This is a genomic window from Mycobacterium bohemicum DSM 44277 (assembly GCF_001053185.1).
GTDB lineage: Bacteria > Actinomycetota > Actinomycetes > Mycobacteriales > Mycobacteriaceae > Mycobacterium > Mycobacterium bohemicum.
Genome location: NZ_CSTD01000001.1, coordinates 866,131 through 890,624, shown reverse-complemented (window position 1 = coordinate 890,624; position 24,494 = coordinate 866,131). Strand labels below are relative to the sequence as shown.

The 24,494-nt window shown below is 69.4% G+C and carries 21 protein-coding genes; 16 read left to right on the top strand and 5 right to left on the bottom strand.

Translation table 11 applies throughout. The annotated features are described in order from the left end of the window. The first annotated feature begins 2 nt into the window (after positions 1-2). A complete protein-coding gene (locus tag BN971_RS04385) occupies positions 3-1,271 on the top strand; it encodes an amidohydrolase family protein (RefSeq protein ID WP_085181625.1) in 1,269 nt (422 codons plus the stop codon). 174 nt (positions 1,272-1,445) lie between these two features. Here BN971_RS04385 and BN971_RS04380 read toward each other — a convergent pair whose 3' ends face one another. After that, positions 1,446-2,573 carry an FHA domain-containing protein gene (locus tag BN971_RS04380; RefSeq protein WP_085181626.1) on the bottom strand — a complete coding sequence of 376 codons (1,128 nt, stop codon included), beginning with the start codon at positions 2,571-2,573 and terminating at the stop codon, positions 1,446-1,448. A 338-nt stretch (positions 2,574-2,911) separates the two neighbouring features. Here BN971_RS04380 and BN971_RS04375 point away from each other — a divergent pair, with 338 nt between their 5' ends. Then, entirely contained in the window at positions 2,912-3,136 is a 225-nt protein-coding gene (locus tag BN971_RS04375) for a hypothetical protein (protein WP_085181627.1), read from the top strand. Between the two features lie 22 nt (positions 3,137-3,158). Here the strand turns inward: BN971_RS04375 and BN971_RS04370 are convergent, their stop codons facing one another. After that, positions 3,159-4,178 carry an NAD(P)H-dependent flavin oxidoreductase gene (locus BN971_RS04370; RefSeq protein WP_085181628.1) on the bottom strand — a complete coding sequence of 340 codons (1,020 nt, stop codon included), beginning with the start codon at positions 4,176-4,178 and terminating at the stop codon, positions 3,159-3,161. A gap of 107 nt (positions 4,179-4,285) precedes the next feature. On the opposite strand from BN971_RS04370, the gene BN971_RS04365 reads away from it, so the two are divergent. From BN971_RS04365 to BN971_RS04350, 4 genes are all read left to right on the top strand, one after another. After that, the gene (locus tag BN971_RS04365) at positions 4,286-5,893 is read left to right on the top strand and encodes an arylsulfatase (RefSeq protein ID WP_085181629.1); all 1,608 of its coding nucleotides are present in this window, start codon (positions 4,286-4,288) and stop codon (positions 5,891-5,893) included. Between the two features lie 141 nt (positions 5,894-6,034). After that, entirely contained in the window at positions 6,035-7,636 is a 1,602-nt protein-coding gene (locus BN971_RS04360; RefSeq protein WP_090350004.1) for a purine-cytosine permease family protein, read from the top strand. A gap of 40 nt (positions 7,637-7,676) precedes the next feature. Beyond that, positions 7,677-8,912 carry an FAD-dependent oxidoreductase gene (locus BN971_RS04355; protein WP_085181630.1) on the top strand — a complete coding sequence of 412 codons (1,236 nt, stop codon included), beginning with the start codon at positions 7,677-7,679 and terminating at the stop codon, positions 8,910-8,912. Positions 8,913-8,930: 18 nt separating this feature from the next. Beyond that, positions 8,931-9,929 (top strand): Gfo/Idh/MocA family protein, encoded by a 999-nt coding sequence (locus BN971_RS04350; protein ID WP_085181631.1) that lies wholly within the window; start codon positions 8,931-8,933, stop codon positions 9,927-9,929. On the opposite strand, the gene BN971_RS04345 is transcribed toward BN971_RS04350, so the two are convergent. Further along, positions 9,917-10,735, bottom strand: coding sequence for a sugar phosphate isomerase/epimerase family protein (locus tag BN971_RS04345; protein ID WP_085181632.1), 819 nt, complete (start codon positions 10,733-10,735; stop codon positions 9,917-9,919). The two genes, BN971_RS04350 and BN971_RS04345, sit on opposite strands and share 13 nt — an antisense overlap. A 371-nt stretch (positions 10,736-11,106) precedes the next feature. Here BN971_RS04345 and BN971_RS04340 point away from each other — a divergent pair, with 371 nt between their 5' ends. The 10 genes from BN971_RS04340 (at position 11,107) to BN971_RS04295 (ending at position 22,137) form a co-directional block, all read left to right on the top strand. Then, a complete protein-coding gene (locus BN971_RS04340; RefSeq protein WP_085181633.1) occupies positions 11,107-11,778 on the top strand; it encodes a TetR/AcrR family transcriptional regulator in 672 nt (223 codons plus the stop codon). Between the two features lie 148 nt (positions 11,779-11,926). Beyond that, positions 11,927-13,132 carry a cytochrome P450 gene (locus tag BN971_RS04335; RefSeq protein WP_085181634.1) on the top strand — a complete coding sequence of 402 codons (1,206 nt, stop codon included), beginning with the start codon at positions 11,927-11,929 and terminating at the stop codon, positions 13,130-13,132. Then, positions 13,129-13,965: a mycofactocin-coupled SDR family oxidoreductase gene (locus BN971_RS04330; RefSeq protein WP_085181635.1), complete on the top strand. Its 837-nt coding sequence runs from the start codon at positions 13,129-13,131 to the stop codon at positions 13,963-13,965. The genes BN971_RS04335 and BN971_RS04330 overlap by 4 nt, the downstream gene beginning before the upstream one ends. Before the next feature lie 38 nt (positions 13,966-14,003). Then, positions 14,004-14,975 (top strand): enoyl-CoA hydratase/isomerase family protein, encoded by a 972-nt coding sequence (locus BN971_RS04325; protein WP_085181636.1) that lies wholly within the window; start codon positions 14,004-14,006, stop codon positions 14,973-14,975. Between the two features lie 19 nt (positions 14,976-14,994). Then, the gene (locus BN971_RS04320; RefSeq protein WP_085181637.1) at positions 14,995-17,352 is read left to right on the top strand and encodes a CaiB/BaiF CoA transferase family protein; all 2,358 of its coding nucleotides are present in this window, start codon (positions 14,995-14,997) and stop codon (positions 17,350-17,352) included. Continuing rightward, positions 17,349-18,059, top strand: coding sequence for an SDR family NAD(P)-dependent oxidoreductase (locus BN971_RS04315; protein ID WP_090349822.1), 711 nt, complete (start codon positions 17,349-17,351; stop codon positions 18,057-18,059). The genes BN971_RS04320 and BN971_RS04315 overlap by 4 nt, the downstream gene beginning before the upstream one ends. Next, entirely contained in the window at positions 18,053-19,333 is a 1,281-nt protein-coding gene (locus BN971_RS04310) for a hypothetical protein (protein WP_245836849.1), read from the top strand. The genes BN971_RS04315 and BN971_RS04310 overlap by 7 nt, the downstream gene beginning before the upstream one ends. A gap of 44 nt (positions 19,334-19,377) precedes the next feature. Beyond that, positions 19,378-19,848 carry a GbsR/MarR family transcriptional regulator gene (locus BN971_RS04305; protein ID WP_085181639.1) on the top strand — a complete coding sequence of 157 codons (471 nt, stop codon included), beginning with the start codon at positions 19,378-19,380 and terminating at the stop codon, positions 19,846-19,848. Then, positions 19,845-20,666: a class I SAM-dependent methyltransferase gene (locus BN971_RS04300; protein WP_085181640.1), complete on the top strand. Its 822-nt coding sequence runs from the start codon at positions 19,845-19,847 to the stop codon at positions 20,664-20,666. Before BN971_RS04305 ends, BN971_RS04300 begins: the two co-directional genes overlap by 4 nt. A 109-nt stretch (positions 20,667-20,775) precedes the next feature. Further along, positions 20,776-22,137 (top strand): HNH endonuclease signature motif containing protein, encoded by a 1,362-nt coding sequence (locus tag BN971_RS04295; RefSeq protein WP_085181641.1) that lies wholly within the window; start codon positions 20,776-20,778, stop codon positions 22,135-22,137. Positions 22,138-22,146: 9 nt separating this feature from the next. On the opposite strand, the gene BN971_RS04290 is transcribed toward BN971_RS04295, so the two are convergent. Both BN971_RS04290 and BN971_RS04285 read right to left on the bottom strand, forming a co-directional pair. Then, positions 22,147-23,268: a M24 family metallopeptidase gene (locus BN971_RS04290; protein WP_085181642.1), complete on the bottom strand. Its 1,122-nt coding sequence runs from the start codon at positions 23,266-23,268 to the stop codon at positions 22,147-22,149. Continuing rightward, a complete protein-coding gene (locus tag BN971_RS04285; RefSeq protein ID WP_085181643.1) occupies positions 23,258-24,493 on the bottom strand; it encodes a M24 family metallopeptidase in 1,236 nt (411 codons plus the stop codon). The genes BN971_RS04290 and BN971_RS04285 overlap by 11 nt, the downstream gene beginning before the upstream one ends. Position 24,494 lies beyond the last annotated feature (1 nt).

Below are 24,494 nucleotides of genomic sequence, written 5' to 3'. Positions count from 1 at the left end.
CAGTGAAATCCATCGACGAGCTGGCGGCGAACCTGGACTTCACCACGGCCAGGACCGGCGCGGACCGCTCCGTAACCTTCCTGCCCGATCCGCCGCGGGCGCGCCGGCGCTACACCCTGATCTCGGTCGACGACCACATCGTGGAGCCACCGGACACCTTCACCGGGCGCCTTCCCCGGAAGTTCGCCGACCGGGCGCCCAAAGTCGTCGACACCGAGGACGGCGGGCAGACGTGGGTCTACGACGGGCAGCGCCTCCCCAACGTCGGATTCAACGCCGTGGTCGGGCGGCCGGTCGCCGAGTACGGTTTCGAGCCGGTCCGGTTCGACGAAATGCGCCGCGGGGCCTGGGACATCGCCGAACGCGTCAGGGACATGGACCTCAACGGCGTCTACGCGTCGCTGAACTTCCCGTCCTTTCTGCCGGGGTTCGCCGGCCAGCGGCTGCAGCAGGTCACCGGCGACCGCGACCTGGCGCTGGCCTGCATCCGCGCCTGGAACGACTGGCATCTCGAGGCCTGGGCGGGCCCCTACCCCGAACGCATCATCCCCTGCCAGCTGCCGTGGCTGCTGGACCCCGACCTCGGCGCCGCGATGATCCGCGAGAACGCCGAGCGCGGCTTCCACGCCGTCACGTTCAGCGAGAACCCGGCCATGCTCGGCCTGCCGAGCATCCACTCGGGACACTGGGATCCGATGATGGCGGCCTGCGCCGAGACGGGCACAGTGGTGAACCTGCACATCGGCTCCTCGGGATCTTCGCCGTCCACCACCGAGGACGCGCCGCCGGACGTGCAGGGCGTGCTGTTCTTCGCCTACGCCATCTCGGCGGCCGTCGACTGGTTGTACTCGGGCCTGCCCAGCAGGTTCCCGGACCTGAAGATCTGCTTGTCCGAGGGCGGGATCGGCTGGGTCGCCGGGCTGCTCGATCGCCTCGACCACATGCTCAGCTACCACTCGATGTACGGCACCTGGCAGGCGCTCGGTGAAAAGCTCACCCCCGCAGAGGTATTCACCCGAAACTTCTGGTTCTGCGCCGTGGAGGACAAGTCGTCGTTCGTGCAGCGCGACCGGATCGGCGTGGACAACATCATGCTCGAAGCCGACTATCCGCACTGCGACTCGACGTGGCCGCACACCCAGGAGACGGTCCACGAACAGATCGGCGACCTGCCGCCGGACGTGATCCGCAAGGTGACCTGGGAGAACGCCTCACTCCTGTACCGCCATCCGGTGCCCGAGGCCGTACAGCGGGACCCCGACGCGTTCTGAACGCGGCGGTCTGCGACAGCGGCGAGGACGGCGGCGCACCGTTCGTCGTGGATGGAACGGCTGCCCGGCTCGCGAGGCTGTAACCACGGCGACGCGCGCCGGCGTGTCGCGTGCGTCATGCACGTGTCGCGGAAGGAGGCGGCCCCCGCGGCCGCCGCGGCTCGCGGGGCGCCGTCAGCGGTGCGTCAGCGTATTCAGCGCCGCCGAGAGCGCGGCGACCTTGTCGGCGTGCAGCGGCACCTCGGCCTCGGCGGCGGTGACCACGTCGACGGCCACGCCGGCGGCGTTGGCGAGCTCTTCGGGGGTGAGCTCGGCGCGATAGCGGGCGGCGTACAGCCGCTGGCCGAGGGTGGCCCCCGGCGCGCGCGCCGCGCGCAGCATCAGGTCCTTGTAGGTGCGCCGAACCGCGCTCAGCACCAGGGCGACCTCTGGCGCGCCCTTGGCGCTACGCGCGGCCCCGGCGGCGACACCTTCGAGTTTGCGCAGGTCGGCGAGGATGCCGGCGGCGCGGTGGCTGAACGCGGGATCGGTTGCGTCGGGCAGCGACTCGATGGCCGTCGTGATCGTGGTCAGCGCGACCTCGACCGCCTCGGCGAGCAGGGGCGCCCGCACGGTATTGGCCATCACCTCGGTGTCTTCACCGTGGGCACCGTAGCCACTGAGGGCACTGAGGCCACCGTGGGCGCCGCCGTATTCGCGCCGGATTCTGGCGATGGTTCCGTGCGGCCACTGCAGCGCGTCCTCGAGGCGGGCCAGCGTGGCCTTGCGCGGCCAGCGGCGGCCCTTCTCGAAGTCGATCAACGCGCCGGCGTTCACGATCCCGCTGCGCGCCAGGTAACGCTGGGTGAGCTTGAGTTCCTCCCGGCGGGCGGCCACGGCCGCACCCGCGCGGGCGATGCCGACGTCGACGGTGTCCAGCGTGCGCTCGCTGTCCTCGTCGTCGCCCACGCCCGGGCCGGGTCCCGCCGGCGGCGGGCCGCCGAAGGAGAACCCGACCGGGATCCCCTGCGGGTTGCCCAGGTGGATGGTGGTGCCCTCGCTGATCGGAACCACCGATTGGCGGGTGCCGTCGACGAAGATGCCGTTCTTGCTCCGGTCGACGGCGACCCAGCCGCCGGGAGTGCAGTCCAGGCGCAGGTGCGTGCGCGACACGCGTTCGTCGTCGACGCGAACCTGCGCCGGAAATTCCCGGCCGATGGTGATCGGCGCGTCGCCTTCATCCACGGTGTACGCCTGGCCCGCGACCCGGATGGTCAGCGGTGGCCGTCGATAGCCGGCCGGGCCACCGGAAGTGCTCTGCATCCGTCACACTCCAACGTCGGGCCCACAGTGCTACGTAACGCTAGCACGGGCACGCGCCTTTTCCGTGGCACAGCGCTGCGCTTCGGCATCGGGTCAGGCAGCGTCAGATTCGCAGCGCGACGCGCTGAGCTGGCCAGATCAACACGGGCCCCGGTCGCTCCGCTGCCTTACGCCACGGGTCGGGTCGGTCGATTGGCGTAGCACCCCGGACGTCATGTTATGTCCGTGCAAAGTTCTTCCCGTTCCCCTGCAAAAACTGCCGGCGCTCGCTAGCGTCGAGGCATCAGCAACGCGCGGGCAGCGGCCGCTGAACGGAATTCCAACATCGAGGGGGACGAGTGAAGAAGATCATTGCCGCTGGTGCCATTGCGTTTTGCGGTCTGCTGACCACCGGGGTGGCGGTCAGCAACGCCGACGAGATTCAGGTCGAGGGCAACTATTCGACACAGGCTGCATGCCTGGTGGACGGCCCGCACGTCGAGGTCGACCATCCCGGGACCTGGACGCACTTCTCCTGCGAGCAGCACTCCGACGGTCTCTGGTACCTGTACCTGAGCAACTGACCCGCTCACCGCGCCGGGGCGGTCACAGCCCCGACGCGAGTCGCCGCAGGATGTCCGACGCCGGCTCGGCGGTCGCCTCGCGGTAGCCGGTGCCCGCCCACAGGTGGACGCAGTCGGGTTTGCCCGCGGCGGCGGCCGCCTTGCGCAGCGGGCTGGTGAGGTGATGAATCGCCGGGTAACCCAGCGGCGCCTCGGCCTCGTGCGCGTCGATGAAGGCGTTGCGCAGGCCGCGGGCCGGACGGCCGGTGAAGGCGCGGGTGAGCACCGTCTCGGTGTACGCGGGATCGACGAGGGCCGCCCGGTGGGTGGCCGAGGCGCCGCTCTCGTCGGCGCGCAACAGGACCGTGCCGACCGCGGCCGCCCCGGCGCCGGCGTGGATCACCTCGGCCACCGCGCCGGGCGTGGCCAGTCCGCCCGCCGCCAGGATCGGCAGGCGCACCGTGGCGGCGATCCGCTTGACCAGGTCGACGACGGGGATCGGCGTTGGCAACGTCTGCGGTGTGAGGGTGCCGGAGTGACCGCCCGCGGCGGCCGCCTGCACGGCCAGCATGTCGACACCGGCGGCGTGGGCCTGCGCCGCGTCGTCGGCGTTCGTCACCGTCTGCACCACCGCGGTGCCGGCCCGTTGCAGCGCGGCGATCACGTCGCGCGGCGGGATGCCGAAGGTGAACGACACCATCGGCACCGGGTCGTCGCGCAGCAGGGCGATCTTGTCGCCGAACGCGTCGTCGTCCTCGACCGGTTCGGCCGGCAGCGTGACTCCGAACGTGTCGGCCTCCCGCTGCACGATCTCGGCGTAGGCCCGGTACGCGGCCGGGTCCACCGGCACGGGATTGGGCGCAAACAGGTTGATGCCGAACGAAATCCCCTCGGCGCGAACGGTCTTGATCTCCGCATCGACGGCTTCCACGGTCTTGTAGCCGGCGGCGAGCATGCCGAACGCCCCCGCCCTGCTCGCGGCCAGCACCATGGCCGTGGTCGTCGGGCCGCCGGCCATGGGGGCGGCGATCAACGGAATTGACATCCCGAACTGCGCCAACATCTTTGCCCCCTACGGTGGTCTCGGCAGCGCCCTCTTGACGATATCGGTGCGCCGGCCAACGGTCACACCCGCTATGGGTCGTCCGCTCGGCGTGACAGGATCTCTGCGTGACGCGTCCTAACTTCTTAGTGATCGTGGCCGACGATCTCGGCTTCTCCGACATCGGCGCATTCGGCGGCGAAATCAACACGCCCAACCTGGACCGGCTGGCCTACACCGGGACCCGGTTCACCGACTTCCATTCGGCGCCGGCCTGCTCACCCACCCGGGCGATGCTGTTGACCGGAACCGATCACCATGTCGCCGGCATCGGCACCATGCTCGAGGTCGCCGCGCCGGGCTTTCACGGCGCGCCGGGTTATGAGGGCTACCTCAACGACCGGGTCGTCGCGCTGCCCGAGCTGCTGCGCGACGCCGGCTACCTGACGCTGATGTCGGGCAAGTGGCATCTGGGCAACACCATCGAGCGGTCGCCCTGGGCACGGGGGTTCGATCGCTCGTTCGCGCTGCTGCCGGCCGGCGCGAGCCACTACGGCGCCGCCGCGGGCGGCGGGTTTTCGCCCGTGCCAACGCTTTACACCGAAGACGACCAGTACGTCACGGTGGGCGAGGACTTCTACTCCTCGGACTACTACACCGATACGCTGCTGCGGTATTTCCGCGAACGTCCCGAGGACGACGATCGACCCTTCTTCGCCTACCTGCCGTTCCAGGCGCCGCACTGGCCGCTGCAGGCACCCGCGGAATCGATCGCCCCCTACCGTGGCCGCTACGACGCCGGGCCGGACGCCCTGCGCGAGGAGCGGTTGGCGGCGCTCAAGCGGCTGGGCCTGTGCCCGCCTGACGTCGTCGCGCATCCGGTGGTGGCCGACGGTGCGCCCGAATGGGCCGACATGACCACCGAGGAGCGCGCGCTGTCCGCCCGCACCATGGAGGTTTACGCCGGGATGGTGGACCGGATGGACCACAACGTCGGCCGGGTGATCGACTACCTCGCCGAAACCGGCGAGCTGGACAACACGGTCGTGATCTTCTGCTCGGACAACGGCGCCGAGGGCGCGATGGTGGAGGCCATGCCCCTGCGCGGGCCCGAGATCGTCGCGCGGATCGCGCAGCACTGCGACAACAGCCTGGAAAACCTGGGCGGACCCACCTCCTTCGTCTGGTACGGGCCACGCTGGGCGCAGGCCGCCACCGCGCCGTCGCGGCTGCACAAGGCGTTCACCACCGAAGGCGGGATCCGGGTGGTGGGCTTCATCACCTGGCCCGGCTTTGACCGGCAGGGCGAGATCGGCACGGCGTTCACCACCGTCATGGACATCGCGCCGACGGTGCTCGAACTCGCCGGCGCCGTGCATCCCGGCACCACCTACCGCGGTCGCGAGGTCGAGCCCATGCTGGGCGGCTCACTCGTGCCGTACCTGTCGGGCGAGAGCGACGCCGTACACCGGCCCGAAACCGGCACCGGCTGGGAGTTGTTCGGCCGGCGGGCAATTCGCCAGGGGGATTGGAAGGCGCTCTACCTGCCCGCCCCCTACGGGCCGGGGGACTGGCAGCTCTACGACCTGGCGCGGGATCCCGGCGAAACACACGATCTGGCCGCCGCCGAGCCCGAAAAGCTGGCCGGGCTGATCGAGCTCTGGGACCGCTACGTCGAGCGGAACGGGGTCGTCCTGCAGCCGGTGTCGATCTTCGACGCCGACCTGTCGAGGTGAACCTCCCAGGGAACCGCAAGGCTCGTCGGTTATGTTCGGCGGGTGTCGGCGATTGGGAGGTCGGACGGACCGGGAGTGACGCCGGGCATCGGGGCAGAGGTCGAGGGTCAATCGCGCAGCCCCCCCGCCGATCTCGACACGATGACCGCGACCAGGGAAACGCTTGAGGACTACACGCTGCGTTTCGCGCCGCGCAGTTATCGGCGGTGGGCCACGGCGGGGGGCGGCATCTCGGCCCTCGGCGGCATCGCCTACCTCGCCGACTTCGCAATCGGCGCGAATGTCGGCATCGCCTACGGCACGGGAAACGCGTTGTGCGGCATAACGATCTTCGCCGCGGTGATCTTCCTGACCGGGTTACCGCTGGCCTACTACGCCGCGCGGTACAACATCGACCTGGACCTCATCACCCGGGGAAGCGGTTTCGGCTACTACGGGTCGGTGGTCACCAACGTGATTTTTGCGACGTTCACGTTCATCTTCTTCGCGCTCGAGGGCTCAATCATGGCGCAGGGCCTCAAGTTGGGCCTGAACGTTCCGCTCTGGCTGGGTTACGCCGCCTCCACGTTGCTGATCTTCCCGCTGGTCATCTACGGGATGAAGGTCTTGTCCCAACTGCAGATCTGGACCACCCCGCTGTGGCTGGTCCTGATGGTGTTGCCGTTCGCTTATCTGCTCATCAGCCACCCGGACTCGATCGGCCGGTTCTTCGCCTACGGGGGCCAAGCAGGTAACGGCGGAATGAACATCGGCTCAACATTATTGGCGGCCGGCGTCTGCCTGTCACTGATCGCTCAGATCGCCGAGCAGATCGATTACCTGAGGTTCATGCCACCGCGAACACCGGCGAACGCCCGAAGCTGGTGGACGTGGATGCTGCTGGCGGGCCCCGGCTGGGTGATCTTTGGAGCCGCCAAGCAGATCATCGGGCTCTTCCTCGCCGTGTATCTGATCTCCGACGTTGCGGGTTCCACGCCGATCGCGAATCAGCCGGTGCATCAATTCCTGTTGGTCTACCGCAATTTCATGCCGACCTGGCTGGCGATGACGCTCGCCGTGGTCTTGGTGGTGCTCAGCCAGGTCAAGATCAACGTGACCAACGCCTATTCCGGCTCCCTCGCATGGACGAATTCGTTCACCCGCGTCACCAAGCGATACCCCGGTCGCGTGGTGTTCCTGGCCGTCAACCTGATCATCGCTCTGATCATGATGGAAGCCAACATGTTCGCCGTCCTCAACACAATCCTCGGTTTCTACGCCAACTGCGGCATGGCGTGGGTGGTGACGGTGGCCTCCGACATCGTCGTCAACAAGTACGTGCTCAAGCTCTCACCGAAGGCACCCGAGTTTCGCCGCGGCATGTTGTACGCGATCAACCCGGTCGGGTTCGGGTCGCTCCTGCTCGCCGGGGGGCTGTCGATCCTTGCGTTCTTCGGCGGCCTCGGTGCCGCGCTCCGGCCTTACTCGCCGCTGGTCGCGATCGTCGTCGCGTCGGTCATGCCACCGATCCTGGCAATCGCGACCAGAGGGAACTTCTATTTGCGGCGCACGCACGACGGAATCGACCTGCCCATGTACGACGAACACGGCAACCCTTCCGGCGAGCAGTTGAGGTGCCACGTCTGCCGGCGAAACTACGAGCGGCCCGACATCGTGGCGTGTGCGACCCATGACGCCCATGTCTGCTCGTTGTGCCTGTCTACCGACCGGCTCGCCGACCACGTGCTCCCCGCGCACACCTGACGCTGTCGGCGCCGTCGGCCGCGTCCTATGCTGAGCGCTCATGGCTGAGACGACCACGTGCGCGATCATCGGCGGCGGCCCCGCCGGCATGGTGCTGGGTCTGCTGCTCGCCCGCGCCGGCGTGCAGGTCACGCTGCTGGAGAAGCACGGCGACTTCCTGCGCGACTTCCGCGGTGACACCGTGCACCCGAGCACGATGCGCCTGCTCGACGAGCTGGGGTTGTGGGAACGCTTTGCCGCCCTGCCCCACAGCGAGATTCGCAATGCGACGCTGCAAACGAACGGCCGTTCGGTGACCTACGTCGACTTCGGCCGGCTGCGCCAGCCGCACCCCTTCATCGCGATGGTGCCGCAATGGGACCTGCTGAACCTGCTCGCCGACGCCGCCCGGGCCGAGCCGACCTTCACCTTGCGGATGAACACCGAAGTCACCGGGCTGCTACGGGAGGGCGGCACGGTGACCGGGGTGCGGTATCGGGGTCCGGACGGCCCGGGTGAACTGCGCGCCGAACTCACCGTGGCCTGCGACGGCCGCTGGTCGATCGCCCGGGACGCAGCCGGGCTGAAGGCGCGCGAATTCCCGGTGAAGTTCGACGTGTGGTGGTTCCGGTTGCCGCGCAGGGGGGACACGGAATTCTCCTTCCTCCCGCGCGTCGGTCCGGGCAAGGCGCTGGCGGTCATCCCCCGCGAGGGCTATTACCAGATCGCCTACATCGGCCCCAAGGGCGTCGACGCGCAATTGCGCGCGCGAGGCGTCGAGGCATTCCGCGGCGAGATCGCCGCGTTGATGCCCGACATGACCGACTCGGTGGCGGCACTGGCGTCGATGGACGAGGTCAAGCACCTCGACGTGCGGGTGGATCGTCTGCGTCGCTGGCACATCGACGGGCTGCTGTGCATCGGCGACGCGGCCCACGCGATGTCGCCGCTGGGCGGTGTCGGCATCAACCTGGCGGTGCAGGACGCCGTTGCGGCCGCGACAATCCTGGCCGAGCCCCTGCGCCGCCACCATGTCACGGGCCGGGAACTGGCGCGGGTGCGCCGCCGCCGGCTCTTGCCCGCCGCCGTCACCCAGGCCGTGCAGCGGGTGATGCACCGGAGGCTCCTGGGGCCTTTGCTTCGGGGCGAGGACCCCACCCCGCCCGCGGCGGCGCTCGGCGTCCTCGAGCGGCTGCCGTGGCTGTCGCTCGTGCCGGCCTACTTCATCGGAGTGGGGGTCCGCCCCGAGCGCGCGCCCGCGTTCGCCCGTCGCGGGACGGGGGAGCGCCGCTCCTGAGGTGCTAGCGTCTGGACCGTGTCTGACCACGGGACGGCGTTGCGAATCGGCATCCTGGGCGCGGCGCGCATCGCGCCCCAGGCCGTAATCGAGCCCGCGAAGGACAACGACGACGTCGTGGTCGCGGCGGTGGCGGCCCGCGACGTGTCGCGGGCGCGGGACTTCGCCGCCAAGCACGGCATCGGCCGGGTGCACGAGAGTTACGAGGCGCTGATCGCCGACCCGGACGTCGACGCGGTCTACAACCCCCTGCCCAACGGCCTGCACGGCCGGTGGACCCGTGCCGCCGTCGCCGCCGGCAAGCACGTGCTGTGCGAAAAGCCCTTCACCGCCAACGCGGAGGAGGCCCGCGACGTCGCCGAAACGGTCGCGAAATCCGACCGGGTGGTGATGGAGGCCTTCCACTATCGCTACCACCCGCTGACCCTGCGGGTCGAGGAGATCATCGCCTCGGGCGAGCTGGGCCGGCTGGTGCGGGTGGAGGCCGCCTTGTGTTTCCCGCTCCCGAAGTTTTCCGACATCCGCTACCAGTACTCGCTCGCCGGCGGCGCAACCATGGACGCCGGCTGCTACCCGGTGCACATGGCGCGGACGTTCGGCGGTTCGACCCCCGAGGTGCTGGGAGCGCGGGCGAAGCTGCGCGACCCGCAGATCGACCGCGCCATGGTGGCCGAGCTCGTGTTTCCCGGTGGCCATACCGGCCGCATCGAATGCTCGATGTGGTCGACGCAGCTGCTGCGGATGAGCGCGCGGGTCGTCGGCGAACATGGAGAGCTGCGCGTCCTGAATCCCTTGGTGCCCAAGCTCTTTCACCGGCTGACCGTGCGCTCCTCCGACGGCCGGCGGGTGGAGCGGTTCTCGCACCGCGCCTCGTACGCGTATCAGCTCGACGCGTTCGCCGCGGCGGTGCTGCGGGGCGGCCCGGTCCTGACGCCACCGGAGGACGCGATCGAGAACATGAGCGTCATCGACGCGATCTACCGCGCCGCCGGTCTTCCGTTGCGCTATCCGAGCTGAGCCTCCGACAGCAGCCGGCGCGCCGCCGCCACGCATGGGCGCAGCCGGTCCAGGGGGCTCACGCCGGCCAGGGCCAGCGACCTGCGCGGCACCTCGACCTCGATCACCAGGTCGCGGGGAAGCGCGCGAAGGATCTCGAGCAGCGGCAATTCGCCCTCGCCGGGCACCATCCGCTCGAACATGGCTTCCTCCATATAGTCGCCCAGGCGGGGGCGCAGGGTGGTGTCGTTGAGCTGCGCGTAGCCGACACAGCCCGCCTCGAGGCCGGCGATGTCGGCGGCGCCGGAACCCGATCGCACCAGGTGCATGGTGTCGATCAAGATTCGGAATTCCGGCCGGCCGACGTGCGCGCGGGCGGCCATCGCGGTAGGCAGGTCGCCGACGGTCAGCCCGGGCACCGGTTCGACGAGCGTCTCGATGTCGCGCCGCGCGGCCAGTTCCGTCAGGGCGGCGAACTCATCGAAGGTGCGGCCGAGGTCGGGGTCGAGGCTCACCACGTTGATCCGTGGCACCCCCAGCTCGGCCAGCGCATCGAGATCGCCCGCCCAGGAGGGGCTTTCGGTGCCCGGCAGCACCAGGAAGCCGTCGCCGAGCGAGATTCGCACGCCGTGATGGCCCATCGCCGCCAGCACATCGCGGCGCAGCGCGGCGTCCTTCAGCGAGTACCGCGGATAGTCCAGCGGAAGCATCGGCAGCCCGTGCACCGCTGTCGACATGTGCCGGCAACCCAGCTCGGCGGTGAGTTCGACGAATTCAACCGGGGGCAGCCCGAATCCGTTGAGGAAGCCGACGCCGAGCTGGTCCATTTTGTCACTCCCAATACCGTTGGCCGGCCTAGCGCTGGTTGATCGCCTGGACAAGAAGGGTAATCGCCTCCCCGATACCTCATCGGGGTGGCGGCCCGAGGGGAGGCCGGGAAGAGGTGGCGGCAAAGAGATTCGCAGGTCCGGCCGCCATCGCCCAGGGCGCACGTCGCCGACCGCGGGGAAGCCTGGAACCCGTTGCCGCCCGGGCGGATCCGGCAACGGTGTCCGTGGATTCGCCACCGGGCCACGTCCTCGGCGGCCCCGCACGACGTTTCCTGCTCCTGACGCGGTCGCCGCGCCCGAAAGACGAAGCCCTTTACTGCACTACGAACATAGAGTAATCTGCGGATTCCCCAGCTAACGGATCCGGCATGGACAGACGACGCAAGCCCAACCCCGCGGAGCGCCGCCGCGACCTGTGCGACGCGGCCATCACCCTGCTCGCCGACGACGGGGCCAAGGGGCTGAGCCACCTCAAGGTCGACCGGCGCGCCGGCGTGCCCGACGGCACCACCTCGTTCTACTTCCGAACCCGCTCGGCGCTGCTGCATGCGGTGGCCGAGCGGTTGGCCGAGGTGGACCTGGAGGAGCTGCAGTCGGTCGCGGACAGCTCGGGCGACGCGGGGGACGGCACCGCGCCGTCCAAGCTGTCGCAGGTGGTCATCCAGGCCGGCAGCGAGCCGCGGTTGCGCCGCACCAAGGCCCGCTACGAACTGACGATGCAGGCCGCGCGTGACCCCGCCCTGGCCGCGATTCTGCAGCAGGCCACGGACGTCTTCACCAAGCTGCACCGCGAGATCCTGGTTCAGCTCATGCCACGCGGCGCCGAGTTGGACCCGGCGGTCGTCGAGGATCTCAGCAACGTCACGCTGACGTTCATCAACGGCCTGCTGATGCGTTTCGTCCAGGGCGACCGGGTGATCGACACGCCGGAGCAGCTCGACGCGACGTTGTCGGCCATCGCCGCGGGGATCCTGACGAACCCGAACCGGGGCCGCCTGACAGGCGACCGCGGCCGGCGTTCGGACGCCGCCCCCAGATGAACGCGCCGCTGCCACCGCCGGGCGCGGGGTCTTGCCAGGACACCCGCCGTGTGGTTCTCTACAACAATAGAGTGAGCCGGCGCTCGCGCGCCGCCGGCGAAATGCGAATCAGCCGGACACCGTAAACGGCAGCGGTAGGAGGGATTTCGTGACGGCAAGCACCGATAGCCAGGTTCGTTTCGACCCGTACGACGTCGGGCTCATCGCCGATCCGTACCCGATGTTCGCGCGGCTGCGGGAAGAGGCGCCGCTGTACTACAACGCCGAATACGACTTCTTCGCCGTCAGCCGGTTCACCGATGTCAACAAGGCGCTGGTCGACCACAACACGTACAGCTCGGCGCGCGGCGCGATCCTGGAACTGATCAAGGCCAACCTGGACATCCCGTCGGGGCTGCTGATCTTCGAGGACCCGCCGATCCACGACGTGCACCGCAAGCTGCTGTCGCGCATGTTCACGCCGCGCCGGATCGCGGCGCTGGAGCCGATGATCCGCGAATTCTGCGCGCAGTGCCTGGACCCGTTGGTGGGCTCGGGCCGGTTCGACTTCGTGAAGGACCTGGGTGCCCAGATGCCGATGAAGGTCATCGGCTCGCTGCTCGGCATCCCCGAGGACGACCAGGAGTACATCCGCGACCGGGGCAACGCCCAGTTGCGCACGGAGGCCGGAAAGCCCATGAACGCCGCCGAGCACGGGTTGTCGGTGGGCGAGCAGTTCGAGGCCTACATCGACTGGCGCACCGACCACCCGTCCGACGACATCATGACCGAGCTGCTCAACGTCGAGTTCGTCGACGAGACCGGCACCAAGCGGCGGCTGACGCGCGAAGAGATCCTGGTGTACCTCAACGTCGTCGCGGGGGCGGGCAACGAGACGACGACGCGGTTGATCGGTTGGGCCGGAAAGGTTCTCGCCGAGCATCCCGATCAGCGCCGCGAACTCGCGGAGCGTCCCGAGCTCATTCCGCAGGCCATCGAGGAGCTGCTGCGCTATGAGCCGCCCGCGCCGCACGTTTCGCGATACGTCACCCGCGACGTGACCGTGCACGACCAGACCGTGCCCGAGGGCAGCGTGATGATGATGCTGATCGGCTCGGCGTGCCGCGACGAACGCCAATTCGGTCCCGACGCGGGGCAATTCAACATCCACCGCGCGGTCCGCCCGCACCTCACGTTCAGCGTCGGGACGCACTTCTGCCTCGGCTCGGCGCTGGCGCGCCTGGAGGGCCGCGTCGCCCTCGAGGAGATCCTGCGACGGTTCCCCGACTGGGAGGTCGATCTGGGCAACGCCACGCTCAGCCCCACGTCGACGGTGCGGGGCTGGGAGTCCATGCCCGCGCTGGTGCCCAAATGACCGGCCGCGTCGCCGGCAAGGTCGCCTTCATCAGCGGCGCCGCGCGGGGGCAGGGTCGCAGCCACGCCGTCCGCCTGGCGCAGGAGGGCGCCGACATCATCGCGATCGACGTCTGCGGCCCGATCGAGCACCTGGCCTACCCGCACTCCACGCCGGAGGACTTGGCCGAGACCGCCGACCTGGTGAAGGCCCAGGATCGCCGCATCGTCACCGCGCAGGTCGACGTCCGCGACTACGAGGCGCTGAAATCCGCGGTCGACGCCGGCGTGGAGGAGCTCGGGCGGCTCGACATCATCGTCGCCAACGCCGGCGTCGGCACCGACGGCCGGCGGCTGCACAAGATCGGCGAGGACGTCTGGCGTGACATGGTCGACATCAACCTCAGCGGCGTCTGGCACACCGTCAAAGCGGGCGTGCCCCATCTGCTTTCGGGCGGCCGTGGCGGGTCGATCGTGCTCACCAGCTCGGTGGGGGGACGCAAGGCCTACCAGAACACCGGCCACTACATCGCCGCCAAGCACGGCGTCATCGGCCTGATGCGTGCCTTCGCGGTCGAACTGGGCCAGCACATGATCCGCGTCAACACGGTGCTGCCAACCCAGGTCAGCACCACGATGCTGATGAACGACCAGACCTACCGGCTGTTCCGGCCGGACCTGGCGGATCCGGGGCCCGACGATTTCGCCCCCATCTCGCAGATGATGCACACGCTGCCGGTGCCCTGGGTGGAACCGATCGATATCAGCAACGCCGTCCTGTTCCTCGCCTCTGACGAATCCCGTTACGTCACCGGCGTTTCCCTTCCCGTCGATGCGGGCGCCTTGCTGAAGTAGCACTAACTCATTTCGCTGAAGAGAAGTTGGAGAAGCCCATGCCTGACTACGACTACGAAGAGATGAAGAAGGAAGCCGAGCAGTACATCAAGTTCGAGAAGGACAAGAAGAACAGGATCGCCTACATCACCTTCAATCGGCCCGAGGAACTGAATTCCACCACCCTGGGCATGCGGCAGAACTACGCCGACCTGATCCACAAGTGCAACGTCGACGACGACGTCAAGGTTGTCGTGATCCGCGGCGAGGGCGAGGATTTCGGCAGCGGCGGCGACCTGCCCGAGCAGCGCGGGATGCTGGAGAACCCGGGCATGCCGCTGCTGCATGAGCTGGCCATCAACGACGACGACGTCAAATACCCGCCGGGCGGGTCGTACCGCTACCTGTCGACCGTGACCGACTTCTACGCCAAGGCCCGCGCCGGCAACCGGCCGCTGCAGGAACTGCGCAAGATCAGCATCATCGAGGCCAAGGGCTACTGCTACGGCTGGCATTTCTACCAGGCCGGCGACGCCGATCTGGTGGTGTCCTCGGACGACGCCCTGTTCGGGCATCCGGCGTTCCGCTACGTCGGCTGGGGACCGCGCCTGTGGTGGTGGGCGGAGACGATGGGCCTGCGCAAGTTCTCCGAAATGCTCTTCACCGGAAGGCCCTTCACGGCCAAGGAGATGTACGAGTGCGGGTTCGTCAACAGCGTGGTGCCGCGGGAGAAGTTGGAGGAGGAGACCCTGAAATACGCGATGGCATGCTCGCGGTCGCGCCCGACCGACACCGTCGCGGTGCAAAAGACGTTCCTGGAGCTCTACAAGCAGCACAAGGGTGAGTACTTCGGCAGCCTGCTGACCGGCATGGTCGAGGGCATGCTGCCGATGATCACCAACGACGCGGACAACGACGTCGACCTCACCGAGGGCACCTTCGAGAAGGGGCTCAACAACGTCGTCAAGGACAACGACTTGAACTTCCCGCCGGAGTGGCGCCTGAGCCGCTCGGGCCGCAAGAAGCCCTGATTCTCCTGGGAGCGCGGCCATGTCGGCGCTGAAGGGCATCAGGGTCGTCGAGCTGGCGGAATCCGTGGCCGGCGAGTACTGCGGGAAGCTGCTCGCGGATTTCGGTGCCGAGGTCATCAAGGTCGAGGCGCCCGAACGCGGGAGCCCCACCCGGTCGATGGCGCCCGTGCTCGCCGAGGGGACCGAGGGCGGCGCGCTGTTCGCCTACCTGAACACGAACAAGCGTTCCGTGGCGCTCGACGCCACCTCGGCGGCCGGCGTCGAGCACCTGCACCGGCTCATCGCCACCGCGGACGCCGTGCTGCACGACCGGCCCACCGCCTGGGCCCAGCGCCACCCGGGCGTGGTGTTCTGCTCGATCACGCCCTTCGGCGCGGGCACCGGCGTTGCGTCGCAGAAGGCCAAGAGCATCAACGTCTTCCACGCGAGCGGCTGGGGATACCACACCCCGAGCCACCCGGATCCGGCCAGGCCGCCACTGCAGGGGCCGGGTCGTTTCCTGGCGGATTACGAAGCGGGTCTCGACGCGGCGCTGTGTGTCGCGGCCGGGCTGTTCGCCAAGCTGCACAGCGGCCGCGGCGATTCCATCGACATTTCCCAGCACGCCGTGCTGGTGTCGCGCGCGGACTGCATCGTCGGCCGCTTCGTCACGGGCGAGGTCGAGACATCGGGGGACCGGGGCGATTACGACCAGGCCGGTCCCGCGGCGTTTTTCGCCTGCGCCGACGGCTTCGTCTATCTGTACATGACCAGCCGCGCGCACTGGCTCGGGCTCAAGGAGCTGATGGGGCACCCGGCCTGGCTCGACGAGTTCGAGGACGACTGGCTGGAGTTCGCCGTCACCGCCCAGCGGGTCGCCGACTTCCAGCGGGGGTTCGCCGACTGGGTCCGCGGCCTGCCCAAGGACGCCACCTCCGACCGGGCGCAGCTCCTGCGCGTGCCGCTGGTGCCGGTGAACGGCGTCGCCGATGTCTACCGTTCCCCGCAGTACCGCCACCGCGGTTTCTTTCAGGCCGTGCCGCACCCGGTGCTCGGCGAAGCGCCGTATCCCACCGTGCCGTACGCGTTCAGCGCGTCACCCGCCCGCATCACCTCGCCCGCCCCCGCGCTGGGCGAGCACACCGGCGCGGTTCTGGACGGTCTGGACACCCCGCGCGCGCCGCTCGTTGCCAAGCTTGCCCGCCCCACGCCGCCCAAGGCGTGTCGCGGCGGGCCGCTGCAGGGGGTCCGGGTCGTCGAGCTCACCAAGGTCTGGGCGGGACCGTATGCCGGCAAATTGCTGGCCATGCTGGGCGCGGAGGTCATCAAAGTCGAAACCGCGTCCAGCCCCGAGGAGATGCGCGCCTACGGGGGCACCGACATCGACCACGCGCCCTACTTCCTGAGCATCAACCCCGAGATCCTCAGCGTCGACCTCGACATCAAATCGGCCGAGGGCATGTCGCGGCTGCGCGAACTGATCGCCCACAGCGACATCGTGCTGAACAACCTGCGGCCCGGCGCGATGGAGCGTCAGGGCCTGGGGTACGAGCAACTCGCGGCGATCAAGCCGGACATCATCTCCGTGTCGATCAAGATGTGGGGCAACGACGGGCCGCTCGGGCACCAGACCGGGTACGCCCCGAGCTTCGCCGCGCTGGCCGGGCTGGCGTCGCTGGTCGGCTATCCGGGCGGTCCTCCGCTCGGGACCAGCATGCGCTACGGGGATTCCACGGTCGGCGCGGCCGCGGCCTACGCCGCCATCGTGGCCCTGCTGCACCGCGACCTCAGCGGTGCGGGGCAATTCGTCGACGTCTCGGCCGTCGAAACGCTGTCCACCATGATCGGCGACTGCCTGCTCGAGCACGCGCTGACCGGAAATCGCCTCGGCCCCAACGGGAACCGTCATCCCGACATGTGCCCGCACGGCTGCTACCCGTGCGCCGACGGCGGCTGGGTGGCCGTCGCCGTGTCCGGCGACGCGCAATGGCGCCGGCTGTGCGACGTGCTCGAAGCCCCGGCGTTGGCCGCTGACCCTCGCTACGCCACGCAGGCGCAGCGCCAGCGTCACGCCGAGGCGCTCGACGCCGGCCTCGCCGCGTTGACCGGCAGACTCGATGCCGAGCCCCTCGTCCGGCGCCTGTGCGAGGCCGGCGTGCCGGCGACCAAGAGCGCGACCGCCCTTGACGTGATCGGCGACCAGCGGCTCTGGGACCGGGGGCTGTACTGTTTCGTCACCGACCATCGCGAAGGTCAGCGCCCCGTCGTCGGCCCCTCCTGGCGGATGACGCGCGACCCCGCGCGGATTGCCCGGGGCGCACCCGACCTCGGCGAGGACACCGACTACGTTGTGCGCGAGATCCTTGGCGCCGCGGGGCCGACGGGAGAACCAGCATGACCGCGCCACTGGCCAAGACGGTCGCCCTGGTCACCGGGGCGAGCAGCGGCATCGGCGCGGCCACGGCGCGGCTCGCCGGCCTGCAGGCCGACATCGAATCCGCCGGCGGCACAGCGCTTGCCGTCCCGGCCGACGTCACCGACGCCGGGCAGGTGGCCGCCGCGGTGCGGCGGACCGTCGCGGAGCTGGGCCGCCTGGACACCCTGGTGAACAACGCCGGACTGATGCAGCCCGCCCCCGCGGCGGAGGCGCGCCTGCAGGACTGGGACGACATGGTGGCCGTCAACGTGCGCGGCGTGCTCTATGCCACCCGGGCGGCCATTCCGCACCTGATCGAGGCCGCGGCGGACTCCCCGCGCGGCGTGGCCGACCTGGTCACCATCAGTTCCACCGCGGGCTGGGTGGCCCGGCCCAACACCGCCGTGTACTCGCTGACCAAGTTCGGGGTCAACGCTTTCAGCGAGGGGTTGCGCCAGGAGCTGCTGGGCAAGCGCGTTCGCGTCGGGGTCGTCGGTCCGGGCACCGTGGACACCGAGATCTTCAGCCATCTGGCCCCCGAGTCGCGCGCCGCATTCGAGCGCCAGACCGCCAACATGGTCAAGTTGCTGCCGCAGGACATCGCCGACGCGGTGCTGTTCATGGTGACGCGCGACCGCCGGGTTGCCGTCAACCAGATGCTGGTGCGCGCGGCCGAACAAACGTGGTGAGCCCGCCCGGGGACCGGTGGGCAGTCGGGGCCCGGCACGCGCTGGCGTTCCCCGCCGACCCCGCGACGTTGCGCAACGCGGGCGCGCGGTTCCTCACCCTCGCCTTCCGCGCCTCCGGGGTATTGCGAGACAACGGTATTGCGCGCATCACCGGGTTTGGGGAGGTGCATGCCGGCAGCACGGGACGCAAGGCGATCCTCTCGGTCGATTACGCCACCCCTGAACCCGGCCTCCCCGACCACCTGTTCGTCAAGTTCTCCCGCGACTTCGACGACCCGATACGCGACCGCGGCAAGACGCAGATGGAGTCCGAAGTGCGGTTCGCCGCGCTGTCGCGGGCGGAGGGCTTTCCCATCGCCGTCCCGGCCGTTCAGTTCGCCGACTATGACACCGGCACGGGCACCGGGATCCTGATCACCGAACGGATCGCGTTCGGCGTCAACGGCATTGAGCGCCAGTACCACAAGTGCCTGGACTACGAGCTGCCCGGGCCGGTCGAACACTACCGGGCGCTGCTGACGGCGTTGGCGCGCCTGGCCGGCACGCACCGCTCCGGGCGCCTGCCGGCCGACCTGGTGGCGCACTTTCCCGCCGACGTGCGGGGCGCGACGGTGGGCGAGCGGGCGCGGGTGTCCGGGGATGCGCTGAACCGGCGCCTCGGCCAACTGGTCGACTTCGTCCACACGCATCCCGGGCTGGTGCCCGCGGCGGCCGGCGCACCCGAATTCCTGGCGCGCCTGCGAACTGACGTGCCGCGCGTCGCGGCGCACGAAGCCGCGCTGATGCACGGGCTGGCCGCCGACTCTGACTATGTCGCGCTGTGCCACTGGAACGCCAACATCGACAACGCCTGGTTCTGGCGCGACGCCGACGGGCTCCGCTGCGGCCTGATGGACTGGGGATGCGTGGGCCAGATGAACCTGGGCATGGGCATCTGGGGCGCCCTGTCGGGAGCCGAAACCTGGCTGTGGGAGCGGCATCTCGACGAGCTGCTGGAGGTGTTCGTCACGGAGTTCGTGCGGTGCGGCGGACCTCAGTTGGAGCCCGACCGGTTACGCAGGCACACCCTGCTCTATGCCGCGGCGATGGGTGTCGCGTGGCTGCTGGACGTCCCCGCGCTGATCCGGCATCGATTCGATGTCGCGCCCGCCAGCCGCATGGATCCCCGCGTCCGGGGCGACGAAAGCGTGCGCGCGCCGCTGCAGATGCTGTCGAACCTGCTGAGCCTGTGGCACCGGCACCGCATCGGGGACTTGCTCGACACGGGTTCGTAAACTACGTTCAGTGTGTACTTAACGAACTAGCCGAGGGGGCGTTGATGTCGCCCGACGAGGCCGCGTTCGTCGACCGCATGGGCCTGTTCTTCGAGCTTGCCGGCGGCCCCCGCACCATGGGCCGCGTGTACGGGTGGCTGCTGATCTGCGATCCGCCGGAGCAGTCGTTGACCGAGCTGGCCGACGTGTTGTCGGTGAGCAAGGCCTCGGTGAGCACGACGGCGCGCCAACTGCAGGACGGCGGGATGGTGGAGCGGCTGCCGAGCCCGACCCGCCGGCACCTCTACCAGGTCACCCCGGGCGGCTTCACCAGCGTCCTGGGCACGCAGGCGTCGCGGATGCGGCTGGGTGTCGAGGCCGCCGAGTTCGGGCTGTCGGTACTGGGGCCCGAACGTGCCGAGCAGCGCGAGCGCGTGGAAGACTTCCGCGATTTCTGCGAATTCTCCGGGGAGGTCTTCCGCGAGGAGTTCATGCGCATGTGGGCCGAGTACCGCGCGAAACGCACGCACCGATGACGGAGACGAACCGGATCGACTTCACGCAGGTGCCGTGGGGGTCGGTGGAGTGGACCAACCTGTGCACGCTGTACCTGCGGGCGTACGAAAGCCGTTTGCCATCAGCTATTCTGGGCGACACCGCCGCGGCCGAGGCGATCGAGCGCATCGGCTACGACTGGGAGCGGATGCGCCGTACCCTGCGACCGGCAACCGCGCACTACCTGGTGACCATGCGCGCCAAGCTGTTCGACGACTGGTGCACCGACTTCCTGGGTCGCCATCCGGACGCCGCGGTGCTACACCTGGGGTGCGGCATGGATACCCGCGTGGTGCGGCTGCGTCCGCCGCAGACGGTGCAGTGGTTCGACGTGGACCAACCGGGCGTGATCGCGTTGCGGCGCAAGCTCTACGACGATCGCCCCGGCTACCGGATGATCGGCTCGTCGGTGACCGACGAGGAATGGCTGGACGAGGTTCCCACCGATCGCCCGACGCTGGTGGTCGCGGAGGGATTGCTCATGTATCTCACCGAGGCGGGCGTTCGTGCGCTGCTGCAGCGCATCCCGGATCGGTTCGGCAACGGCGAACTCGCCTTCGACACAACGACTCCAATGGGGCCGCGGCTGTCGAAGGTGTTGAGCAAGGGCATCACCAAGTGGGGGATCCGAGATGCCCGCGAGATCGAGCGCTGGAACCCGCGATTGCGCTTTGTTCAGCGGGCCTTCGTAGGCGAGCTGTGTGACCGGATACCCTCGGCGCCGGTGCGGCTGCTGTGGCGGCTCGTGTACGCCACGCCCGCCCGCAACTTCGACGTGCTCAACCGCTTCGCGTTCTAAGGGTGGTTATGCGCCTCGAGCGCGTGGCTGGCGTAATCCCTTGCGCCACTGTGGTTTCAGCAGTAACAATTGCGGCTTTCTTGTCGGTGGGTGGTCATAGCATTTGGGCATGGAATCGAGCAGCCGTGAGGAGATCGTCGAGGTCTTCGACGCGCTCGATGCCGACCTTGACCGCTTGTGCGCCCTGACCTTTGACGGGTTCACCACGCCGGAACGGCTGCGCGCGCTGGAGCGGCTGGAACGCGCCGCGCGCCGCCTGCGCGCACCCGGGCACGCGTTGATCAATCAGCTCGGGGAGCAGGCCGGTGAGGAAGAACTCGGCGGCACGCTGCGCTCGGCGCTGGCCAACAGGCTGCGCATCACCAAGGCCGACGCCGGCCGCCGCATCGGCGAGGCCGCGGATCTCGGGCCGCGGCGGGCGATCACGGGCGAGCCGCTGGCCCCGCGGCTGGCCGCGACCGCGGCGGCCCAGCGCGGGGGCTGCATCGGTGAGGGGCACACGCACGTGATCCGCAATTTCTTCGCCCACCTGCCCGCCGACGTTGACGTGTTCACCCGGCAGGCCGCCGACGCCGACCTGGCCGGCAAGGCCGCCGGCTATCGTCCCGACGAGTTGGCCAAGTACGCCCAGCGGATCATGGACTGGCTCAACCCGGACGGCGAATTCAGCGATGCCGAGCGCGCCCGCAAGCGCGGAATCACCCTGGGACAGCAGGAACACGACGGCATGTCGCGGCTCAGCGGGCTGCTCACCCCGGAACTGCGGGCCGCCATCGAGGCCATGCTGGCGAAGCTCGCCGCACCCGGGGCGTGCAACCCCGAGGACGAGACACCGGTGGTCGATGCCGCGCCCGACGAGGACGCCGTGCGGCGCGATCACCGGTCCGAAGCCCAACGCAACCATGACGGGTTCCTCGCCGGACTGCGCGGCCTGCTCGCCTCCGGCGAATTGGGCCGGCACAACGGTCTTCCCGTGTCGATCGTCGTGACGGCCACGCTGCAGGATCTGGAATCCGCCGCGGGCAAGGCCCTCACCGCCGGGGGCACCCTGGTGCCGATGTCCGACGTGATCCGCTGGGCCGGCCACGCCCACCACTACCTGGCGATCTTCGACCACGGCAAACCCCTTGCGCTCTATCACACCAAGCGGCTGGCCTCCCCGGCTCAACGGATCGTGCTCTATGCGCGAGACCGTGGCTGCACCAAACCCGGCTGTGACGCACCGGCCTACCACAGCCAGGTTCACCACGTGCAGGGTTGGATCACCACCCGCCGCACCGACATCGGCGACCTGACGTTGGCCTGCGGTCCCGACAACCGGCTCGCCGAAAAGGGCTGGCGCACCCGCAAAAACGCCGAAGGCGACACCGAATGGATACCGCCGCCCCACCTGGATTACGGGCAGCCCCGCGTCAACAGCTTCCACCACCCGGAGAAGGTGTCGGCGCCCGACGATGACGACGGCCCGTAGGTGCCGAAGTCAGGCGGGCCCCCACGACGGTGCGGTGGTCAGGATGTCCACGCCGTCGTCGGTGATGTGAACGGTGTCGCGGCGGAACACCGTCCCGACACCCTGCTCCCACACGTAGCCGCTGAGCGCCAGCACCATCCCGGCCTCGAGGCGGTCGTCGCCGGCGGCCGAAAGCGCTGGGGAGACCACGGGCGGATCGAAACCCAGGCCCAATCCGTGCGCGATCGGCATGCGCGGCAGCGGCTCGCCGGCCGCGTCGTAGGCCGCGAGCAGCTCGTCGGTGTGGGCGCCGGGACGACACGCGGCGAGCATCTTTCCGTAGAGCGCCTCCGAGCGTTCGTACAGCCGGCGGGCAGGGCCGTCTGCCTCCCCACCCGCGGGCCACGTGCGGCCCACCTCCCCGACGTAACCGTCGGCCAGCGCGCCGGCGCCGAATGCGACGAGGTCGCCGGGCGCCACTTCGCCGCTGTCGGCCCGTCGCCACGGCCGCTCGCGCGACGTGACCCAGGCGCCGTCCTGGGTGGCGGGCGTGCTCACCCCGCCCGCCGTCATCGCCTCGAACATGGCCGCGGCCAACGCCCGCTCATGCGCCCCGGGCCGCAGTGCGGCCAGCGCGGCCGCGAGCCCGCCTTCGGCGATCCGCAGAGCCGGTCCCATCGCCGCGATCTCGTCGGGTGTCTTGATGCGCCGCGCCGCCCGCATCGCCAACTCGCCGTCGACGAGTTCGGCGTTGGGGAAGGCCTCCGGCAGCAGGCGGGCGAAAGTCGGTGTGATGGCATCGGTTCCGACCCGGCGTGCCGTCGCGGCCCCGTCGATGTTCTTCAGAACCTCGATGAGGGTCATGGGATTCCACGCCAACCCGTACAGGTGGTCGCGGCCGATCTCGTCGGGAACTCCCTCGTCGTCGGTGCTGTTGAGGTAGATGTCGCCGCTGCCACCCACCACCACACACATCGGGCCGAACGGTCGGGTACCGGCGATCCACAGCTGCGGCGCGCCGGTCACATACCGAATGTTGGCCTGGCGCCCCAAAACCAGCATGTCCAGGTCGTGGGCCCGCATCTGCGCCAGCGCCCGCTCTCGACGCCCCGCCCGCAGCCGCGGGGCGTCGGGCACAACCTCAGTCGCCATAGGGGGAGTAGGGGTAGTCGGTGATCGGCATGAACCCGTCCTCGGTGATCACGATGATCTCCTCGCTGCGATAGCCACCGGTCCCGTCCTCCCACACCACCGGCTCGAGCACCAGCACCATGCCGGGCGCAAAGACGAAGTTGTCATCGAACTCCTCACCGAGATCGGTTCCGATCATGGGCAGTTCGGCGGGGTAGGTGCCGATGCCGTGGCCCAGATAGAAGTGCGGCAGCCACGGTTTGCGTCCGCCGTTGGCCGCGATCGCCGCCCGCGCGAGGTCGCCGGACGTCACACCCGCCTTGGTCACGCCGAGCACGGCATCCATGATGGCCCGCCAGCGATGGAACTGGTCCTGTTGGCGTGGACTGGGCGGCTCGCCCACCACCCAGGTGCGCCCGAAATCCGAGCAGTAGCCGGCATAGCTGAAGCTGATGTCGGTCCAGAGCACGTCGCCGGCGGCCAGTGCGCGTTCGGTCGGCAGCAACGGGAGGGCCAGGTCGCCGTGGGTGGTCCACACGCCCGACGCGCGCGAGGTGGGCATCACCTGCCAGATGGCCTCGAGCATGTTGGCGGTGGCGCCGAGCTCGAAAGCCCGCCGCACCAGGGTCGCCGACAGATCGATCTGCCGCACCCCGGGCTTCAGCGCCGCCTGCACGTCCACCATGGCCTGCTCGGTGATGCGACAAGCCCTTCGCAGACAAGCGATTTCGTCACGCGTCTTGACCAGCTGCGCGGCGCCGACCACCACCGCCGCGTCCACGGGTGGCTCAGTGCCGAACAGGGCGTCCGCGGACCGGCGCATCGCCCCGGTCAGCTCGTCGACGGCAAAGCTGGACCCCGGCGCGACCAAATCCGCGAGCACGCGGGCGAAGTCGGCGACGCCCCGGTCGAACTCGAGGTACACCGGCCCGTGGACATGGTCGTCGGGCAGCGGCGCCCCGGCCTCGGCGCCCCCGCGTGACGGCATGAACAGGTGCGGGTGGACGTCATCGGCCAGCACGACCGCCACCGGGCGTTCGACGTGCGAGAGGCCCGCGTCCACCAGCGGCCAGCTGGCGCCCGTCGCGTAGCCGACATGCCCGTTCATCAACAGGATCAGCGCGTCGACGCCGTGGTCGGCCATCGCGGTCCGCAGCCGCGCGCCGACCTCCGAACGCATGCGCGCCCAGTCCGGCTCGTCCGGAACGTCGAGAACGGAGCCGCGGGCGGAGGGTAAGCCGGTCATG